The 20,421-nt window shown below is 47.9% G+C and carries 15 protein-coding genes; 8 read left to right on the top strand and 7 right to left on the bottom strand.

Features of this window, described 5'->3' with window-relative positions; translation table 11 throughout:
• Window positions 1-8 precede the first annotated feature (8 nt).
• The 5 genes from E4L36_RS04005 to E4L36_RS04025 are packed head-to-tail and all read left to right on the top strand — an operon-like array spanning window position 9 to window position 6,535.
• Window positions 9-1,913 carry an XrtA/PEP-CTERM system amidotransferase gene (locus E4L36_RS04005; RefSeq protein WP_136679332.1) on the top strand — a complete coding sequence of 635 codons (1,905 nt, stop codon included), beginning with the start codon at window positions 9-11 and terminating at the stop codon, window positions 1,911-1,913.
• 12 nt (window positions 1,914-1,925) lie between these two features.
• Window positions 1,926-3,125: a TIGR04063 family PEP-CTERM/XrtA system glycosyltransferase gene (locus E4L36_RS04010; RefSeq protein ID WP_136679333.1), complete on the top strand. Its 1,200-nt coding sequence runs from the start codon at window positions 1,926-1,928 to the stop codon at window positions 3,123-3,125.
• A gap of 5 nt (window positions 3,126-3,130) precedes the next feature.
• On the top strand, window positions 3,131-4,303 hold the full coding sequence (locus tag E4L36_RS04015; protein ID WP_169051462.1) for a glycosyltransferase family 4 protein: 1,173 nt from the start codon (window positions 3,131-3,133) through the stop codon (window positions 4,301-4,303).
• Window positions 4,296-5,579 (top strand): putative O-glycosylation ligase, exosortase A system-associated, encoded by a 1,284-nt coding sequence (locus E4L36_RS04020; RefSeq protein ID WP_136679335.1) that lies wholly within the window; start codon window positions 4,296-4,298, stop codon window positions 5,577-5,579. Before E4L36_RS04015 ends, E4L36_RS04020 begins: the two co-directional genes overlap by 8 nt.
• Window positions 5,576-6,535, top strand: coding sequence for a polysaccharide deacetylase family protein (locus tag E4L36_RS04025; RefSeq protein ID WP_206064503.1), 960 nt, complete (start codon window positions 5,576-5,578; stop codon window positions 6,533-6,535). Before E4L36_RS04020 ends, E4L36_RS04025 begins: the two co-directional genes overlap by 4 nt.
• 2 nt (window positions 6,536-6,537) lie before the next feature.
• Here the strand turns inward: E4L36_RS04025 and E4L36_RS17780 are convergent, their stop codons facing one another.
• Window positions 6,538-6,951 carry a tetratricopeptide repeat protein gene (locus E4L36_RS17780; RefSeq protein WP_169051463.1) on the bottom strand — a complete coding sequence of 138 codons (414 nt, stop codon included), beginning with the start codon at window positions 6,949-6,951 and terminating at the stop codon, window positions 6,538-6,540.
• A 455-nt stretch (window positions 6,952-7,406) separates the two neighbouring features.
• Here E4L36_RS17780 and E4L36_RS04035 point away from each other — a divergent pair, with 455 nt between their 5' ends.
• Complete coding sequence (locus E4L36_RS04035) at window positions 7,407-8,621, top strand: glycosyltransferase N-terminal domain-containing protein (RefSeq protein ID WP_206064504.1); 1,215 nt, start codon at window positions 7,407-7,409, stop codon at window positions 8,619-8,621.
• On the opposite strand, the gene E4L36_RS04040 is transcribed toward E4L36_RS04035, so the two are convergent.
• From E4L36_RS04040 to E4L36_RS04065, 6 genes are all read right to left on the bottom strand, one after another.
• Entirely contained in the window at window positions 8,611-9,753 is a 1,143-nt protein-coding gene (locus E4L36_RS04040) for a glycosyltransferase family 4 protein (RefSeq protein ID WP_136679338.1), read from the bottom strand. The two genes, E4L36_RS04035 and E4L36_RS04040, sit on opposite strands and share 11 nt — an antisense overlap.
• Window positions 9,754-9,840: 87 nt before the next feature.
• The gene (locus E4L36_RS04045) at window positions 9,841-11,583 is read right to left on the bottom strand and encodes a hypothetical protein (RefSeq protein ID WP_136679339.1); all 1,743 of its coding nucleotides are present in this window, start codon (window positions 11,581-11,583) and stop codon (window positions 9,841-9,843) included.
• 31 nt (window positions 11,584-11,614) lie between these two features.
• Window positions 11,615-12,625: a GNAT family N-acetyltransferase gene (locus E4L36_RS04050; RefSeq protein WP_136679340.1), complete on the bottom strand. Its 1,011-nt coding sequence runs from the start codon at window positions 12,623-12,625 to the stop codon at window positions 11,615-11,617.
• 10 nt (window positions 12,626-12,635) lie between these two features.
• Window positions 12,636-13,829: an aminotransferase class I/II-fold pyridoxal phosphate-dependent enzyme gene (locus E4L36_RS04055; protein ID WP_136679341.1), complete on the bottom strand. Its 1,194-nt coding sequence runs from the start codon at window positions 13,827-13,829 to the stop codon at window positions 12,636-12,638.
• A gap of 28 nt (window positions 13,830-13,857) precedes the next feature.
• Window positions 13,858-15,042, bottom strand: coding sequence for a hypothetical protein (locus tag E4L36_RS04060; protein ID WP_136679342.1), 1,185 nt, complete (start codon window positions 15,040-15,042; stop codon window positions 13,858-13,860).
• Between the two features lie 25 nt (window positions 15,043-15,067).
• Window positions 15,068-16,951, bottom strand: a complete 1,884-nt coding sequence (locus E4L36_RS04065) for an asparagine synthase-related protein (protein ID WP_206064505.1) — start codon at window positions 16,949-16,951, stop codon at window positions 15,068-15,070.
• 204 nt (window positions 16,952-17,155) lie between these two features.
• Here E4L36_RS04065 and E4L36_RS04070 point away from each other — a divergent pair, with 204 nt between their 5' ends.
• Together E4L36_RS04070 and E4L36_RS04075 are read left to right on the top strand one after the other, a co-directional pair.
• Window positions 17,156-17,407, top strand: coding sequence for a phosphopantetheine-binding protein (locus E4L36_RS04070; RefSeq protein WP_127694279.1), 252 nt, complete (start codon window positions 17,156-17,158; stop codon window positions 17,405-17,407).
• Window positions 17,408-17,431: 24 nt separating this feature from the next.
• A complete protein-coding gene (locus tag E4L36_RS04075) occupies window positions 17,432-20,404 on the top strand; it encodes a hydrolase 1, exosortase A system-associated (RefSeq protein ID WP_136679343.1) in 2,973 nt (990 codons plus the stop codon).
• Window positions 20,405-20,421 lie beyond the last annotated feature (17 nt).

Below are 20,421 nucleotides of genomic sequence, written 5' to 3' on the forward strand. Positions count from 1 at the left end.
AGTTAAAAATGTGTGGCATTGTTGGCGTTTATGATCTTTCAGGGCACCGTGAATACAGCCGTGATCTCGTTTCGCAAATGAACGAAACTCAGTTTCACCGTGGCCCTGATGAAGGTGGGTTACACATTGAGCCGGGCGTTGCCTTTGGTCATCGTCGCTTATCTATCATCGACTTATCCAGCGGTCAGCAGCCGCTTTTTAATGAAGATCATACGGTTGTCGTTACATATAACGGCGAGATCTACAATTTTCCGGAGCTGTCTGAAGAGCTGACAGAAAAAGGCCATATCTTTCGTACGCACTGTGATACGGAAGTTATTGTTCATGCTTGGGAGGAGTGGGGCGAGCGTTGTGTTGATAGGTTTCGAGGCATGTTTGCCTTTGCGATCTGGGATCGCAATCAGCAGTCACTATTTGTTGCACGTGACCGACTCGGTATCAAGCCGTTATTTTATGCTGTGTTGCCTGATGGTAGCTTTGCTTTTAGCTCTGAACTTAAAGCATTAAAGACGCTGGATAACCTACCTCGTGATATCGATGTTACTGCCATCGAAGATTACTTTACGTTTGGTTATATCCCAGAGCCAAAAACTATCTATCAGGGCGTACAAAAGTTAAGACCGGGCCATACCATTCTGCTCAAGAAAGGTAGCACCGATGTTGTGCAAAAAGAGTACTGGGATATCCCTTTCAAACCTGTTGAACTGTCATCACCTGAGTTGACGGAAAAAGAGCTCGTTGAGCGTATGCGCGAGGCCGTGCGCGTCCGCATGGTGGCGGAAGTGCCGCTTGGAGCGTTTTTATCGGGTGGTGTCGACTCTAGTGCTGTCGTAGCGATGATGGCGAAAGAGCAAAGCGACCCAGTCAATACTTGCGCGATTGGCTTTGATGTAAAGCAGTTTGATGAAACGGCATACGCAAAGAAAGTAGCTGAGCAATACAAAACTAACCACTTTGAAGAACTCGTTGGTAGCGATGACTTTGCTTTACTAGATACGCTTGCTGATCTTTATGATGAGCCATATGCAGATAGCTCAGCTATACCAACTTACCGAGTCTGTCAGTTAGCGAAAAAGCGTGTGACAGTGGCGTTGTCTGGCGACGGTGGGGATGAGCACTTTGCGGGTTATCGACGGTACAAATGGCACATGAACGAGGAAAAACTTCGTTCTACGTTACCTCTGAGTATCCGTAAACCGCTTTTTGGGACGTTAGGCAAACTCTATCCAAAGGCTGATTGGGCGCCGCGCGTCTTCCGAGCGAAAACAACGTTCCAAGCGCTGGCTCGCTCATCAGTAGAAGCCTATTTGCAGACAGTATCCTTGTTGACGGATGAGCAGCGTGATCGACTGTTTAGTGCAGAGCTTAAAACAGCCTTAAAAGGTTACAAGTCGATTGAAACCTTCGATTACTATGTGAAGAAATCGCCAACACAAGATCCTCTTTCGCTTATTCAATACTTGGATATGAAAACATATCTGGTTGGCGATATTTTAACGAAAGTTGATCGGGCGAGTATGGCTCACGCATTAGAGGTGCGCGTACCTTTGCTTGATCATAAGTTCGTTGAGTGGGTGTCTGGTTTGCCGGCGGAGCAAAAGCTTAAAGGCCAAGAAGGGAAGTATATTCTCAAGAAGTCTTTAGAGCCTAGTTTGCCGCACGATGTTCTATACCGCCCTAAGATGGGCTTCGGAGTACCACTCGCTAAGTGGTTCCGTGGGCCATTAAAAGAGCGTGTTCAGGAAGCGCTGATGGGGCCTATCATCCGAGATAGCGGGCTGTTTAATCTCGAGTATGTTGAAGAAGTCGTAAAGCACCATCAAAGTGGTTTGCGCGACTACAGTGTTATTATTTGGACATTACTCATGTTTAGCGCTTTTCTCGAACGAGAAATGCAAGCTAAAGCGGCATAAGCGGAAATACTCATGAAAATTCTACACATACTCGATCACTCTATTCCGTTGCATAGCGGCTATACGTTTAGAACACGCTCTATTTTGCGTAAGCAACGCGAGTTCGGTTGGCAAACTGAACACGTAACATCAGGTAAGCATACAGCCGAATCTGAGCCACAAGAGATGGTCGAGGATCTACGCTTTTTCCGCACGCAATCTGGTCGTCGCTGGTACTCGGATTTGCCCGTCTTAAACCAGTGGGCTGTTGTCTCTGAGCTCGCTGAGCGCCTTGATGAAGTGATTCAAGAAGTGAAACCGGATGTGCTGCATGCGCACTCTCCAGCTTTGACGGGTATGGCTGCGCTGAAAATGAAGCGTAAGTACGGTATTCCAGTGGTTTACGAATGCCGAGGCTTTTGGGAGGATGCGGCGGTTGACCATGGTACCTGTAAAGAGGGTGATCTGCGTTATAAATTGACGCGTGCTATGGAAACCCATGTCTTTAAAAATGCGGATGCAGTAACGACGATTTGTGAGGGGCTGCGCAAGGATATTGTGGCGCGTGGCATTCCTGAGCAAAAGATCACTGTTATACCGAATGCTGTTGATATCGAGCACTTCCCGTTGATTGAAGCTGCTGATTATGCGCTCGCTGATAAGCTAGGCTTATCCGATAAGAAAGTCATTGGTTTTATCGGCTCATTCTATGCGTACGAAGGCCTGCTGTTGTTGCTTGATGCTTTGCCAAGTATCGTAAAGCAGATGCCGGATCTGCGTCTTCTCTTGGTCGGCGGTGGCCCACAAGAGGCGCTTATTAAAGAAAAAGTCGCGGCACTTAATCTTCACGAGTATGTGGTTATGACGGGGCGAGTGCCTCATACCGAAGTACAGGCCTACTACAGTTTGGTCGATATATTTGTTTATCCACGCCTTGCCATGCGTCTTACGGATCTTGTGACACCTTTAAAGCCACTCGAGGCTATGGCGCAAGGTAAGTTGGTAGTTGCTTCGGATGTTGGCGGACACCTCGAGTTAATTAACGATGGTGAGACGGGAAGGCTGTTTAAGGCCGGAGAGAGCGATGATCTAGCACGTGTTGTCGTAGATTTCTTCTCCCAGGAAGACGCTTGGGATGGTTACCGTGACGCAGGACGCCGCTATGTAGAAGAGGTGAGAAACTGGGAAGTTAGCGTTGGTAATTATCGCAACGTTTACCCGAAGCTTGTGTGAGCTACATGATCAACCTGCTCGTTTTAACAACATTGTATCCGAACTCAGAGCAGCCAAGGCACGGGATTTTCATCGAAACCCGCCTTAAAGAGCTTCGCAAAAGCGGTGACATATCCGCTACTGTCATAGCCCCGGTACCTTGGTTCCCTATCGCCTCTGAACGGTTTGGTCAGTATGGGACCTATGCAAAAGTCCCTCGCGTTGAAGAACGCGAGGGAGTTACCGTACACCATCCACGTTATCTCGTACTGCCTAAGATCGGCATGTACATAACACCGTTCTTTTTGGCAGTCACTCTCTTGCTTACAACGCTGAAGTTAGCGCGTCAGGGTAATAAGTTTGACCTTATCGATGCGCACTATTTTTATCCAGATGGTGTTGCGGCTGCGTTGGTATCGCTATTTGTAAGGCTTCCTTTGGTGATCTCTGCTCGAGGCAGTGACGTGAATGTACTACCTTGTTATTGGGGGCCGCGTAAGCTAATTCAGTGGGCAGGTCGACGGGCCAATGCTGTGGTCGCGGTTTCTGAAACTTTAAGAAAAAAGATACTCAGTCTCGGCATACCGCCAGAGCGGACACATACGCTCAGAAATGGCGTCGATACGGGCTTCTTTAAACGTAGCTCCTCTCACACTAACGCGAACTCATCAGATTCGTTGGCGTTGTTGAGCGTTGGAAATCTCGTAGAGCTGAAAGGTCATCACTTGGTGATTGAGGCGTTAGCGCAGCTACCAGATAGCGTTAAATTAACGGTAGTTGGTTCAGGCCCCGAAGAAGCAGCATTGCGTCAGCTCGCACGTGAATTGGAACTTGAGGAACGCGTCAGTTTTGTAAGTAACGTACTGCAGCACGAGCTAGTAGAGATCTACTCTCATTCTGATTTAATGGTATTAGCATCATCCCGCGAAGGGTGGGCAAATGTAATACTGGAGGCGTTAGCTTGCGGCGTGCCTGTTGTGGCAACCAATGTCGGCGGCGCTAAAGAAGCAATCACTGACTCCGTTGCAGGTCTAGTTATTGATGAGCGTTCAGCAATTGCGATCGCAAAGGCAATTGAAGAAGTTTGCCAAAAGGGCTTTTCGCCTGAAGCTGCGAGTGACTATGCACAGGGTTATGGCTGGGACGAAGTGGTTACGAAACAAGTCGAATTGTACAAGGGTGTAACCAAACATGCGTGACTTGGTTGTTCTGTTTCTGGTTTTTGGCAGCTTACCTTTTATTTTTAAGCGGCCGTATCTTGGTATTATCGTCTGGGCGTGGCTGAGCTATATGAACCCGCACCGCCTAGCCTATGGTTTCGCATACAATATGCCATTTGCTCAAATTGTGGCGTTAGTATTGATCATTGCCCTCGTCATGACTAAAGATCGACAGAAGATCCCAGTTAATGGTTTAGTTATCACGTGGGTCTTTTTCTTGATTTGGATGGGATTGACGAGCCTTTTTGCTCTAGATTCCGCAGCTGCAAAGATCCAATACGTTAAAGTTTTAAAGATTCAGTTTCTTACGTTCTTAACTATTATCCTAATCAATAGTTATGAAAAGATGAAAATGCTGATCTGGATAATTGTTTTGTCGCTGGCATTTTTCAGTGTTAAAGGTGGGATATTTACGATTCTCTCTGGCGGGGCGCACCGTGTTTGGGGACCTCCTGGCTCGTTTATCGAGGAGAATAACTCACTCGCGTTAGCGACACTGATGATGGTACCGCTGATGTACTATCTTTACGCAACTGAGAAGCATAAGTGGATAAAGCGCGGACTATTGATGGGGATTCCTCTGAGCCTCGCCTCTGCTATCGGCTCACAGTCTCGGGGAGCGCTATTGGCGACTATTTCTGTTGCCGGCTTTTTCTGGTTGAAGTCTAAGAGTAAAGTTCTGACCGGTACGCTGATTGTGATTCTTGGCATGGTGGGCTTTACGTTTATGCCTGAGTCATGGCATGAGCGTATGTCAACGATTCAGACATACGACGAGGATGCGTCAGCTATGGGCCGAATTGGAGCTTGGATATACTCGATTAATGCTGCGAATAGCCGCATTACAGGCGCAGGCTTCGATTCATGGAGTGAAAGCACTTATGCGATGTTTAGCCCTGACGCAGTGAGTATTTCAGCGGCACATAGTATCTACTTTAGTGTGCTAGCAGACCATGGCTGGATCGGCTTATTACTTTATCTAACCATTCTGTTTATCACGTGGCGATCCTTAAGTAAGGTCCTGAACTTAACGCACAATAACGTTGACTTAACTGACCAGAATTTATTGGCACGGATGCTACAGGTTAGTTTCATTGCCTACTTCACCGGCGGTGCCTTTTTGAGCCTTTCGTATTTTGATCTGCCTTGGCATTTGATCGTTATCACCTTGCTTTTGAGGCAGTTTGTCGAAAAAGTTGTTCGCGAAGATCCTACTTCGCAACCCGGACTAGCGCGTAGAGGAGTATATACGTGATTCCTTTCGGTAAGTTTATTAGCCAAGCGTTCTCTGTTTGCTCGCGTGACAATAGGGGCTCGAAGCTCTCCATTCTTATCTACCATCGAGTACTAGAGCGACCGGACTTTTTGCGTGCGAGTGAGCCGACTGTAGCGTCATTCGATTGGCAGATGGGTCTTTTGAAGCGTTACTTCGAGCCACTGAGCTTGAGCGATGCGCTAGCTAAGCTTAAAGCGGGAGTATTACCCAAGAATGCGGTTTGCGTAACTTTCGACGATGGCTATGCCGATAATGCGACGTTGGCGCTCCCTATACTGAAAAAGCACGGTATCCCTGCCACTATTTTCGTTTCAACAGGCTTCCTTGATGGCGGCCGAATGTGGAATGACACTGTAATAGAGGCCGTTCGTGTCAGTGATCAGCTTGATTTAACTGCTGTTGATTTAGGCGTTTTCGAACTAAGTTCGGAAGATCAAAAGCTTCAAGCGCTAGGTGAGTTGCTCAAGTCGATCAAGTATCAGCCCCTCGAAAAAAGAGTCGATATTCTAGCCTGTATCGAGAGTCAAGTTTCAGACCGTCTGCCCACTGATTTAATGATGACGTCAGATCAAGTGAGATGGGTGGAAAGTGAGGGTATTGAGATTGGTGCCCATACGATTAATCATCCTATTTTGACGGAATTAGACTCTGGTCAGGCTCGTTATGAGATTTTGGAAGGTAAGCAGCAGCTTGAAGGTATCCTAGGTAAGCCTGTTCAGTGGTTTGCGTACCCGAATGGTAAGCGTGGGGTTGATTACGACTTAACGCACCGCTCACTTATTGAAGAGCTCGGGTTTGACGGGGCTGTTTCTACGGACTGGGGTGTTACCACCGCATCAAGCGACCAGTACCAACTGCGTCGCTTTACACCTTGGGACAATAAACCGTTTAAGTTCTTTGTCCGCTTGTTACTCAATACTCGCCAAGCTGACTAGGGTTATAGTTTATAACCCTTTCGTTTCAGCTTGTTTTTTAAACCTTGTAGAGGGAAGCGTTTTGCATACGCTTCTCGGGCATATTTAACAGCCTCGTCATAGCGGTTCATATCAACGAGAAGTAGACCTAGGTTATATTTTACTTCCACATTCTTAGGCTGTAGTTTTTCTGCATGTCGATAGAACTTCAAAGACGCATCGAACTTGTCTAGCTTGTGCAGCAGAATCGCGTAGAGTAAGTAACTAGTTCCATCGTCCGGAGCGAAGTGTATAGCTCGTTGGAAGTAGCACTCGGTTTTACTTAATGGCTCTTCTTCTCCCTTACTTCCTCGCTCTACACGATATCTAATGAGTGTATTGAGAGCTCTATGGTGGTTAGGGAAAGCGCGTAATGTGTAGTCGATATCGCCCGTCATATTGTGCTTCTGTTTTGCCCCACCAATTAGGCGCTCTACGTTTGCGTTGAAGTGAGCCCCCTCAACCAGCGACAATTCTTGCCAGTACCTGCCGCGTTCACGATAGTCATACGGACCGTACCCAACTCCAGTCCCCGTGCAAGGGATACCACGGAAGTCTTCACCGACCCATTTTCCCTTCCCTGTGTTGGCATATGCCGATTGGTATGAGGAGCAAGCTGCGACACAGATAGTTAAGAGTTGAAGTGTTCTAGCGAGGCGCATAAATTACGGTACCTGCAGTTATTTTTTAGAAAGGGAGCATAATACGAGATTTAAGTTTTATACTGGATTAATAGAGTAAGTTAGCCGTTAATGATATTCAATGTAATTTGTTGTGAGCTTGTATGGGGGCATGTGTGCAACTTTTTGTTCGGTTTTGTCATGAATTGCGATGGTTCGCGTACCGAGCTTTAGTGACGGCAAAACGCTTTGTTTATGGCAAAGGGATAACTTGGACGCCGTCGGTTTTGCGCCAGACCGAAGCAAACTCAGATCAGCCGTATGTCTGGTTATTCGTATCAACAATCGGAGAGTTAAACGCATGCGAGGGCTTTATTAAGCATCTCTCTGAGTCCTACAACCTCGTATTTTTAACAGATCGCATCTTTTATGCCTCGAGCTTTCTTGATCGCTACCCTGAAGCTGCTGTCATGGAAATCAATGATACTGCTGACTTTCGCCAACCCCTTGTTGAGATGCCTCCTCAGTATCTTGTTGTTTGTGAAATGCCGTGCTTACCTAGTGACGCACCTTGCCGTTTTTCTTACGAAACGCTTTACCGGATTAAGAGGGGTAGCCATGTACCGATCTATCTTGTAAATGGTTGGGTGTATCAATATGAGCCGAGTTGCCGCCAAGATGCGCTGCAAAGTAGATGGTTTGAACAAGACTATATTGGCTTGTTTGATCAGTTCCTCGTTCAAACGGATGAAGTAAAAGAGTATCTGCTTGATAAAGGGGCTTCTCATGTCAAAGTGGAGGTTGTCGGAAATATGAAGTTCGACAACATGTCCGCAGAAGCACCCTATTTGCCGTGTCAGGTTAGCCGCAGTCTTTTGAAGAGCTATGGCAGCACTGAAAAGCCCGTCGTTGTGGCAGGCTGTGTGACTGATATCTGGGAATATGAGATTGTGGTGGATGCGATGTCACAGTTTCTAACGAGCCACCCTGGTGCACTGTTTATAATTGCTCCAAGGCACCCGGAAAAGCCTGAACAGCTTGAAGCCTTAATGGCCCAACTGGCGAAAGCGAGTTTTAGGGCTACTAAAAAATCTGAGCTTTCGCATGGTGATTGTCTTTCCCAAGTCTTAGTGCTGGATACGATCGGGGAGTTGCGAGCTTATTATGCAGTGGCGGATATCTGTTACGTGGGCGTCGATCACAACGTGCTTGAGCCTCTTGCGTTTGGTAAGCCGGTTGCCGTCTTCTCAAATTGGAACACTACTTATCCTAGTTATCCGGTATTTGAAGTTCTATCTGAGCAGGGGCTATTGCTCGTGAGTCACTCTTCAGACGATATTTTCCAACACTGGATGCACCACTTTGGTGATTCAGTTGAGGATGTGAAACTCTCGCTAGCTCGCCTGACGGGCGCAACGGAGCGCACACTAGAGCGCCTCAGTCTGTAAGTTTCTCTGCTAGATACGATATGACAGGTGCTATCTGGTGCTCGAAATTGAGCGTTGATTGATGAAGAGCATAATTGTGCTCTCCTTGTGCTTTTAGCTTCTCAGGAGTTACCTGGTTGAGATAGGCCGCCATATCTAAGCCGGTGCTCACTTCCTTGCCAAATACGAACTCTTTATTCAATTGGCGTAATGCGTGGTTTGGGAACATTACGATAAGATCACCGTTTTGCAGGTGCTCATAGAGCTTGTTGGGCGCGGCGTACTTGGTGTTATCAGAGTTGTTGTCCCATGCAATAATGCCAACATTACAGCGGTGACGGAGTGTTGCTAACGCCGGGGCGCTTAGGTAGCCGTGCAGTGTGACGTTGTGGCTCTTTTCCTCTAAGGCTTTCAACGGCTCAATCCATTGCTCCTCTATAATGCCAGCTATATGCAGGTGAATATGTGGTGCTAAATTCTCTATCAGTGCGATAAATTCCAGCGGGTAGTTTTCTCTCCCTAAGCGGCCCTGATAAAGAACTTCTATGCGCTCGTACTTGCTTGGCTGGAAGCTAGGTTTTCCGAGCGGAGGAGTATTGTGTACGAGAAAATGTTCAGCGTTTCGGTAGCGTGACTTCGCAATCGCGACGCGGTCAACTTGGGGTGAGATACAGATTTCAACGTTGTCCCAATAGCTTTGCAAGCGTCGACGGGCGAGGCCTTTTACTGGCTTTGGCCAAATCTCTGAGAAATTTTGTACGATAACCGTTTGGCGACTGAAAAGAGCGAAAAGAGGGTTATCGTAGGTTGTAACTACCACAATTTGCTTTCGATACGATACGTATACAGCATGGAGCGTTGCCACATCTAAAAGGAGTGTTCTAAGGGGCAAAAAGATATATTTATTCAGCTTGAAGCTTTTTTGTAGTTTTCTACCTAGCCAAGAATCTAAAATCGAGCGGCCTACAATGCGCCTTTCAGACTTCAGCCCGTCGATTGGGTAACTGGGGCGGATACTCTCAAATGGCTCAATTGTGTGTGTACGGTAGCCACGGCTCTCTAGCGCTTTCAGAAAGTAGACGTATTTTGGCGAGCCGTAGCCTAATGTGACGTTTGAAATGAGATAGGCATGAGGCACTCGTTTGGCTGTCATCAGTATCGTATTTTCGTAGCTTTACATTGTCTACCCAAGTATTACACAAACACGGTCAGCGTGTTGGGCGAGTGCGAATCAGCACAGCTAGAGCTTTAGCTTAACGGATAGATCCAGCTCCGTCGCCAAAAACTCCAGCGTTGCAATAAGCCCAAATTGCTTTTGGGAATATACAGATGTCAGTTCGAATAGGCTGCCAACGCGGGGGAAAGTAGGGTCGATTACTTGCTGTAAGTACGCTTCGCTAAATACGCCGGCTTTGTCAAAAGGATTCCGGTTGGTGAGCTTAAATGATTGCTTTCTCAACCATGCTGGCCGTTGTGTTCCTAACCATGTTTTTGCACGGTAAGCGAGCGGTCTTGGTCCATCAAATGGAAATCCGTAGTCGCTTGGGTAGCTGGCGAGTCGAGGATTCGTTTGGGCAATCATCTTGCCCTGCAAGTAACCTAAATCCTTATGCTTGATAGCGACTTTGGCCGTATTATCGATAGCCTTGGGTTCCATGTAGGGGAAGAACATGGTTCCGAAACGCTGATTCAGCTGCGTATCTCGTCCTGTCCAAAATCGCCCCCTAAAGAGAGGGTATAGTTCTTCAACTTGATATCTTTCTAGCCTTTCGTGCTCACTATGAAGCGCGGCGAGCATATTGTTACTAAAGCGCTGACGATAATCCTTCTCAGAAAACTGGGCTGAAAATGCCCGGGTGTCATATTGGGAATAAAATGTTGACGTCACAGCGCCTGTTGAGGATCGCCCGTCTGGAATGTAGTGAAAGTTACGATAGATTTCGCCAAGCGAACCGTTCAATGGCACCGCATTCTGGTCATGGCGTGATAGCCGGTCGGTTACATCTTCGCCATGATCTAGGAGTCCATATTCAACCTTCCAGCCATCAAATGCGATTAGATTGCGGCGGCTAATTGCCTCAAATTCATCTAGGTTTGGTATTGGAGTCGCCGCTTTATTTACATGTACCAGCTCCAAGCCTTCTGCCTTGGCAACATGGCGAGCGATTAAAACGTCAGCGTCATGATCAGAGCCATAGACGAAGAGCGCTGGCTTTATGTCTTGCTCAAGTAACATGGCGAGCATCAGGCGCGAATCAAAGCCTCCGGAAAACGACACGCGCAGACGGTCCGCGTAGCCATGAGCTATGGACTCAAATACGTTGCGAAGCTGCTGGCAATGCAATGTTGCGGCTTCATTTAACGATAGAGCAGCGACTTCGTCACTTTGTTGAATAGGAGAGGGCTTTACAATGGAGTGAATGGTGCCAGTGCTTGCGCGGATGATGGTATTAGCTGGGTAGCTGTTAACACCTTCTACGAGAGTGTCGGTCCCGAATAAGGCACCATTGATAACGTACTCATAGCATGCTGCGGTGTTGAGATGGGAGATGGGCGTACTAAGGCAGCAAGCCAAAAAGGAGTTGCTTATTACGTGTTCGGCATCATCGAAATAGAGTTTGGCTGTACCCAAGCCATCATTCACAACATAAAAATCACCCGACTTATAGATCAGGAGCGTATAGCTACCCAGCATGTCAGCCCAATCAAATGTTTCCTGATCGAACGATTCTAGCGCGCTTTGAAGCGCTTTGTGGCCCACCATTTTTCGATATATCAGGCTGCCAAATTGCACGATGAAGTCGCCATTGTTACCTACATAACGCTCTGGAGCGTTGCCTGCCAGATCAGAAAAAATAGTTAACTCATAACCTTTTAGCTGTTCTGTTGATACGCGTTTGATACCAGCATGATGAAAATAGTCAGCTAGTTCGTCGGCGGTACGTATAGAAAGATCAGCTTTACGTAGGGTAAAAAAACTCATAGCACAGTGGCGCCCAAATTAGGATTTTACGTTAGGGTTTGATGGCTTTTACAAACTTACCAAGTGCGGAGTAATGTGTCGCATGGAATAGAGTGCGAATATCTTCACTCCACTTCGTGTGCCACTCCATCACTTTTCCATAGAACTCGATGCGTTCGACAGGCTTTTCAGCGAATAGCACCTCGAATGCATCTTGGCGCATCAACATTGCAGGTGACGAAATTTTGATTGTCTCATCATAGGTCGTTTTTAAAATCACAATCATGCGAGCATCGAAAATGCACAGGTCTGTTGCGACCAAGTCATCGTTGTAGAAGTACTGATAGACTACCGCTTTACCTTGTTCGGCAAACCCGCTAAGCATCTTGGAATAGAATTGGCCCTGGTCGTTGTTAATATCAACAGCAGTATTTTGCTCGGATTTCCAGCCTGAGCTTTCCAGTTGGCCATAGGCAGTAACTGCACCTTTCATCGCCTCTGCGCTTGTGAGCTTTTCTAGGCGAGTTGTGACACCTTCACGCTCCAGTCGGTTACGCTGCTTGCGTAGGTTTTGACGCAGGTTTTTACCGCGCTTTTGCCAATACTCATCGAACGTACCAACGACAGGTACATGAGCCGTTTGAATATACGCGAGGGTTTGCAGAGACTTACTATCCGCGGGCTGTGATACCAGCAGTGGGTCTTGTTGTGTTAAGCCCAGCGCAAAGCCAACGCCAGGTAGTGCTTTAAGTAACGACTTGGTTAGCGCTTCGGCTTGTGTTGCTTCGGCTTGCAACCAGCAACCTAATGGCGCCTGCGAGGGCTGAAACGTTTCCCAAACACCAAAGCTCGTTGGTGCCATAATGCCCATCGCTGTGGGAGCCTCAGGGCTGCCGTGAATGACTAGCTTCTCGTTGCCTTGCGTGAATACTTCTAGCAGAGGAGCAATGAATAAGCTGCTGAGCAAAATAGAGTTGAAGGAGCGCTCATTTAGCTCATCCCATTGTAATTTATATTTTGGGAAGTCCGTTGCCGGTAGTATAGTCCACATTGATTTGCTCATTATCTGCTCGTTACTGAATAGTCTCTTTGATTTGCTGGATGATCCAATCAATCTCTTCCTCTTTTAGCTCCTGATGGCACGGGAACTGAAATACATGATTGGAAAAGTCGACGCTATTGGGGTCTAGTGTTTCGTCTACTGCTGGGTCTAGATATTCACCGAAGCGCCAAATAGGAACTGCCTTCTGCTTGAGTGATTCAAACGGCTGAATAGGGTTTTTTACGTAGAGCGGGAATACCAAAGGGACATACCCCTCGGGAAGGTTGTCAAACAGCGGAGTGGCACCTTGGAGGCCTTTTAACGCCTCTAAATAGCGCAGGTAGTTTTTTCGGCGAGCCTCAACAATACGTTTTTGATCAGCGTTGTTAACGATAAAGCTCGACGGTTTAGATGTGCTGCTATGTACCCAGCTACTCTCAAATCCATAGCCACCGTCGGAAGCGGAGGGGCCTTGAGAGACGTGTTGAGGCCGCTTCTTTTTAATATAACCCCATATCAGTTGTTTAAAACTGATTAGTGCTTTTAGTGCCCGGCCAAACCAACCTAAACGACCAAATGAGATGGCTCGCTCAATGATGTTAAAGAACGACTTTAAGTGAAATAGCGTCGAGAAACCGGTCAAATTAATTGTATTTAAAGGCACTGAATTGGAGGCCAATATTCCGCCATCGTAACAGGGAAAGAACTTCATGCTGCTTGCAATGGCGTAATCGCCAATAGAGCCAACAGGTTTGCCGTCTCTTGTTCCGAAAAATGCGTGCGCACAATCCTCTATCAGCACAATGCCTTTTTCATCACATAGAGCGCGGATGCCAGAAAGGTCCTGCAGAAATCCAAAGTAGTGAGTGACGATGATCGCTTTTGTACGCGGCGTGATCTTGCGTGTAATGTCGTCAAGGTCGATTTCTGCCTTAGAGGTGACACGGAAAAAGACGGGTGTCGCCTCGCGCCAACGCGCCGGTGAAATCATCGATTCACAGTGAAAGGCAGGGATGAGTACCTCATCGCCTTTTTGAACGCCGCTATTTTCAAGCGCGAGTGCGATCGCCGCTCGGCCACTCGTGACCTCGCGCGAGTACTGACAGGATAAAATCGATGTCTGGCGTTTATTTTTTCTCAAGCTTAACGTGGCTGACGACAGCACAGGAGACATCGGAACGATGGCATTCGGGTAACGAGCATTGTGACGAGCTTCTGCGTTCATGGTAGTTCCTAAGGTATAACTTGGCTTATTACCGGATTGCGGTATTCCGCGCTGGAAGAGCTGGATACGGGGGTAGTCCCATAGCCTCTCGACTCTTGAAAAGAGTATTTTTACCCGGAAGGTTAGTAATGCGCTTCGCTAAAATTCTATTATTCTCGATAATAGGCTCGGGCAGGGCATGGTGGCCATTGAAAAGCACATTAGCTCCGGGGCGCTCCATTAATATCGTATTATTGATTAACTCAACCTGATTTTCTCGGTAAGAGCGAAGCTCTAGACCATACCCGATCATATCTTGATTAGCTGAACGCGCGCCTTGTTGAAGAACGGAGTTCTCAATAAGTAGCTTTCCACCGTTTGGGATGTCAATGAGGCGGCTATCATTAGCTGAAAGAGATGCGATAACACTATTGCGAATAATGGTGCTGGCTGCGCGTGATTTGATCTCGTGCCCTTGACTAAGCGAGGCTAAAAAGATGCTGTTATCGATCTCTAGTGTACCGCTGCCGATATAGATGCCGTGCGCCCTAGCCCCTGGCGTATCCAGATTTTCAAAGCGGCTATCAACGATCTTAACATGGCCAGATACGTTGCCAGAAAGCACGCCCTCTTGGCTGGAATGAAAGTACACATGTTCAAGCGTTAAATTATTTGCTTCATGGCGTACGCAGGCCCCATTTTTGTGGGCAACAAAAATACCACGGCACTCGATATTGCGAATCAGCGTGTTATCGGCTTGGGTAATGATGGCGCCTTTGTTTTGAATGGCTGTGTTTTCGATAATCACACGGCCAAGGCCAATTAACGAGATGTTCGGTTGGGTTATAGCAATCCCTTGGCGATAAATCCCGGGAGGAATATAAAGTTTGTCTCCTGGTTTTAGGTGGAAGATAGCGTCGTTCAGAGTCTTAAAAACATTATCAGGCGAGTTGATAAAGGGCTGACGTGCTTTGGGATATATATTTTTAAGAGGTTGCCAGGGCTCGAAGTTGTGACGGATCTCTACGTTTATGGACCATTTTGGCTGTGGTGAATCATGATTATTCGATACGCCAGTATGGGACTGGCGTATCTTGTTCATGGCTTTATCGGCAAACTGCTCGGCTTGTTTGACGAGGTCTGGCCGATAAACAGCACCTGCCGCAACAATGACATGTAGCAGTATACCGGCTAGTACGAGGTAGCCTGTGATGAGTTTTCCGAGCCAATACATCTCTTACGTCTCGCTTCCTTGTGCACTAAATCTCTGGCGTGTCATTGTGCGCGAGCCATAGTTCAAGCACAGTAAGAATCCAGATAAGCTCACCGTAGTACGCAGCATGGCCATCACGGTGAAGCTGCACGAGATGTTCGATAAACTCTGGGCGGAAATAGCCGCGTGTTTTGATCTTTAATAGTGAATCGTATGCCATCTCTCTGAGTGGTGCATGGGTTTGCATCCAGACACCGAACGGCAGGCCAAAACCTTGTTTACTCTTGTTGATCGTTGCATCAGGTAGCCAGCCGCGCAGCGATTCCTTGTAGAAATGGCGCAGCGTTTGCCCTTTAAGCTTCCAATCATCGGGCAGCTCACAGGCTAGCTCGAAAAGACGATCATCTAGCATCGGATACGCCACCTCGACCCCTGCTAAGGAGCACATTTGGCTGACTTTACGTAGGTCGTTGTCGGCCAAGGTAATCTGCCAATCTAGATAGAGCATACGGCTGAGGCTGCTCGCATCTTGCGGGCGTTCGTAAATTTCGCGCTGTAGCTCTGATGGGTAGCTTGTTGATACTTGTGCGATAAATGCGTCGGTGAATATCTCCTCAGGCTGGTGGCGGTTGAGGAAATTGTATGTTTGTAGGCGGTCAGGTAGCGGAACATTAGCTTGCGCGACGTAACTGCGTGCTTTGTCGCTGTAGGGTACTGCTCCGGGAATGCGGTTGATAACAGGCTCTAGGATGGTGGAGCGCAGTAACTCTGGTACGCGTTGGTAAGCTTCGAACACTTTCTGCTTAGCGTAGCGCTCGTTTCCAGCAAATAACTCATCGCCGCCATCACCTGCGAGCAGTAACTCTACGCCGTTTTCCTTTGCCACTTTGGCACAAAAATAGGCGGGAAGCGCCGAAGAATTACCAAAGGGTTCGTCGTAGCTGGTCGCAACTTTAGGCAATGCTTCAACAACATCTTCAGGTGTGACGTAGTACTCGTGTAGCTCAACACCAAAATGCTGTGCAGTAATGCGCGCATAGGCCATCTCATCGTAACCTTCGGCAGAGAAGCCAATGGAGTAGGCGTGAGCTTTGCCATCAGAGACCTCAGACAGCATACCTGCGACGGTTGAGCTGTCTAAGCCGCCACTCAAAAAACAAGCAACATTTTTATCGCTACGCGCTGCATCGCGCACGGATTCACGAAGCTCATCGCGCAGTTTCTGGGTGCAGGCATCAAAGCTGTTGCGATTGGTGTTTTTAAACTGTGGCAGCCAATGATGGGTGCGGCTCACACTCCCCTGCTCGATAACCACTAATTCTGCCATCATGAGCTTTCTGATGCCGGAATACACTGACACCGGGCTCGGCACCATATGAAAATAGGTATAGTCGTAAATACCTTGGTGTGTCATCGCTGTGCTGGAAGAGTCGCTTGCCGTTAACACTGCATGTGCCGATGTACCAAAAACCACCGTTTTATCTTCAATGTGATAAAAAACAGGAATGCTAGCGATGCGGTCAGTGGAGAGTAAAACTCGCCCCGATTCATCATCGATGATCGCAAAAGCATAGTGACCGTTCAGCTCTGAGTGCAGTTTATCCCCGTGTGCGCGATAGGCTGCTAGCAGCGCGCTGGCATGCCCTTTTACTGATGATTGCTGTTTTAGATCGTCCGACTTCCAACGCGGTGCTCCGATAACCGTTGCCAGAATATGGCCGTCTTGCAAAATGTCTGTTGTAGCAAGTAGTTGGCTTTGGCTCGTGTCCGCTAGGTTAAAGGGCAGGGTGCTGCGCAGCTGAGCAGCAATCTCGCTCCCGTTAAGTGGAGTGCTTGCACCGCACTGGCCAGCAAACATCTGAGTTTTCAGGGGGGAGGCTGTATCTTGGGTGTTACGTTCAGCGGATGTGCAGATGGCATTCCCTAGCATATTCGTTCTCAATAATGGCAAGGTTAAAACCCACAATTGTATGGGAGCGGAGATTAACGAAGAGTTTATCGCTGTTTCATTTCATTGTCGTTATATGGCGGGATGATTAGCCAATTATTGGCATATAAGAGCATTGGTCGGCCCTAAGCTCAATGTTAGTATACGAGCCCATTTGTACTGAAGTTAGAGTAAAGAGGAAGCAACGTGGTTGCATTAGATGAGATTAAGCAAATTGTTGGCGAAGTTCTTCAAATAGGCGATCGAGTGGATGAGTTTGATGAATCCACCATGCTATTGGGTAGCGTCCCTGAGTTCGACTCGATGGCGGTAGTCATGGTTATTACTGCACTGGAAGAGAACTACGGTATTACTGTCGACGATGATGAAGTCAGCGCGGAAGTGTTCGAAACGGTTGGTGCGTTACAGCAGTTCGTATCTGAGAAAGTCGATAGTTAATTTTTTATATTGAGTACACGGACGATGGTCACCCAAACACCGCTTTTTCTAGATGTTCCCTCCGGACAGATCTTTGCAACGATTTTCACGCCCCAGCAGGCAACATGCACCGACCATTGGGTTATATGCTTGCCTCCATTTGCTGAAGAGATGAACAAGTCTCGCAAGATCATCCGCGACCAAGCAGAACGTTTGTCCCAGCAGGGCTACAGCGTGCTTATTCCTGATTTACAGGGGACAGGAGACAGCGTAGGTGACTTTTCGAATAGCTCAATTCAGCAGTGGCAAGATGATCTGAAAGCGCTAATCACCGCTCTGAAAGTGAATGGTGTCAAGCAGGTCGACATCTTGGCTGTCAGAATGGGAGCGCTGTTAGCGCCACCGCTGGCTATGTCTTTTCCTGATCTTGTAAAACGCATTGTCCTCTGGCAACCGGCGCTTTCCGGTGAACAGCTGATGACACAATTTCTGCGTATTCGCGTTGCTGCGAATATGTTGAGTGATCAGAAAGAAACAGTAAAAGAGCTGCGTGCCGCGATCCTCGAGGATAAAGAGGTTGAGGTAGCTGGCTATCGTGTACCAAAAGCGTTCTTGAGCCAGCTTGATGAGATGAAGCTGAGCACAATGGAGCTGCCACACAGCACTCGTATTGGCTGGTTTGAGGTTGCTTCCAGCGCTGAAAAGGGTTTGTTATTACCTTCAAAGAAAGTGATTGAAAACTGGACCTCTACACAGGCGAGCGTCACGGCTGATGTGGTGGTCGGTGAACCGTTTTGGGCGGCACAAGAGTTAGTAACGGCCGAGGCACTAATTGAACGCACCTGTGTAGAATTTGGTACACCAGCAAGTGCGCTTCTCGATGCTATGCCGGTCAATGCGGCGAATAATGAGCAAGAGCGACCTTTAACGTTTGATTGTGCCGGTCAGCGTTTGGTTGGGGTTATCCACACGCCTTCGGTACCTGCTGAACAGGGTGTCGTCGTTGTGGTAGGCGGACCTCAATATCGTGTTGGGAGTCATCGCCAATTTGTGCTGCTGGCACGAGATTTGGCTGCGGCTGGCATTCCTGTGATGCGTTTTGATTATCGCGGCATGGGGGATGCGGCGGGAGAGCTGCGCGGTTTTGAATACATCGAAGATGATATTGCCGCAGCGATCGATAGCTTCATGGAAGCGTGCCCAGCGCTTAAGAAAGTAGCACTTTGGGGCCTATGTGATGCCGCAACGGCCGCTGCGTTTTATGCACCTAAAGATGACCGTGTTGATGGCTTAATCATGCTGAACCCTTGGGTTCGTAGTGAAGCGGGTGAAGCGCAAGCTTACCTGAAACACTATTATCTTCAGCGCTTTACATCGAAGGATTTTTGGCAAAAGCTGCTGTCTGGCGATGTGAGGGTTGGCGCTTCGATCAAGTCACTAATGCAAAAGGTTCGCAGTGTATCTAAAAGGTCGGACGTTAGCGGCGCTTCTGATCAGGAGTCGCAAGTGCAGACCGATGCGGCGCCATTGGCAGTGCGCCTCGAGCAAGCTTTAGATCAGGCGACACAGAACACCTTGATCGTTTGCAGTGGTAATGACTTAACCGCGAAAGAGTTTGAAGCGTCGGTGGATTCATCTGGATCGTTTCGAACGCTGCTAAGTAAACCGCAGTTTGTGCGGCAAAAATTGGCCAGTGCTGATCATACATTTTCTAGTCAAGCTTGGCGTGCTCAGGTTCAAAATTGGACGAGTGGCTTTTTGCAAAGAAAACCTGCCGCTGGGAAAGCTTTACTCGTTGCCTATCACTATCCTCCTGTCAAAGTGAGCAGTGGCTTACAGCGTTCACTTGCATTCTCAACCTATTTGTCTGACCACGGATGGGACTGCTCTGTCCTGAGCGCTGCGCCTTGTGCATATGAGCAAACCAGTTCGGATCAATTAAAAGATATCCCAGCGTCTTTGAAAGTGACTCGAGCACTTGGTTTTGATACGCGACGTCACTTGTCGTTTAAGGGACGATACCTTGAAGTCATGGCGCTGCCTGATCGTTGGATTAGTTGGCTGCCGTTTGCAGTGGTTGCCGGGCTTTGGCGTATTTGGCGTGATAAGCCAAGTGTTATTTGGTCAACTTACCCAATAGCGACAGCTCACCTAATAGGTTTGGCTCTCAGCAAGTTAACGGGTTTACCTTGGGTTGCTGACTTCCGTGACTCAATGACTGAAGAAACTTACCCAGCTCCTGGACCGAAACGTCGCTGGTTTTTGCGTATTGAACAGTGGGTTATTAACCGTTGTACATACGCTGTGTTCACAACACCTAGCGCTGTGAAGATGTACCAAGAGCGCTATCCGCACCTTCCGGCAGAGCAGTTTGTGTTGCTACCGAATGGCTATAATGAAGCCATCATTAAACAAGTAGAAGAGCAGCTATCGAGCTCTGCTGGTACTTCATCAAAACGCCGTTACGTACACAGTGGTGTTCTATATCCTTCTGAGCGTGACCCGCAGTGCTTTTTCAAAGCGGTTGCTAGACTGAAACGCGCGCAGGTTATCAGCGCCGATGATACTGAGATTGTGCTGCGTGCGACGGGGCATGATGAGCTGTTTGCGCCGATGATTGAATCACTCGATATCGATGACATCATCACCTTAGCGCCATCGGTTGACTATCGACTGGCGTTGGCTGAAATGATGGAGGCTGATGGTTTGCTTATTTTCCAAGCAGCTAACTGTAATCATCAAATTCCTGCAAAGGTATACGAGTACTTTAGAGCGCGACGTCCTATCTGCGCGCTGACTGATCCAGCAGGCGATACCGCAACCTTGCTAAAAGAAGCAGGCTACCAGGCGATTTATCCGTTGGATGATGAAGACGAAATATATACAGGTCTAGCAAAGTTCTTCAATGAAGTGGAGTGTAAGCAGGCGTATATTGCGAACCCTGAAGTCGTTGGCCAATACTCGCGCCAATCGCTCACTGGTGACTTAGCGGCACTCTTCAGCCGTTGTATGAAATAGTGGTATTAAGCGAAAAG

The organism is Neptunomonas sp. XY-337 (genome assembly GCF_004959845.1).
Classification (GTDB): Bacteria; Pseudomonadota; Gammaproteobacteria; order Pseudomonadales; family Balneatricaceae; genus Neptunomonas; species Neptunomonas marina.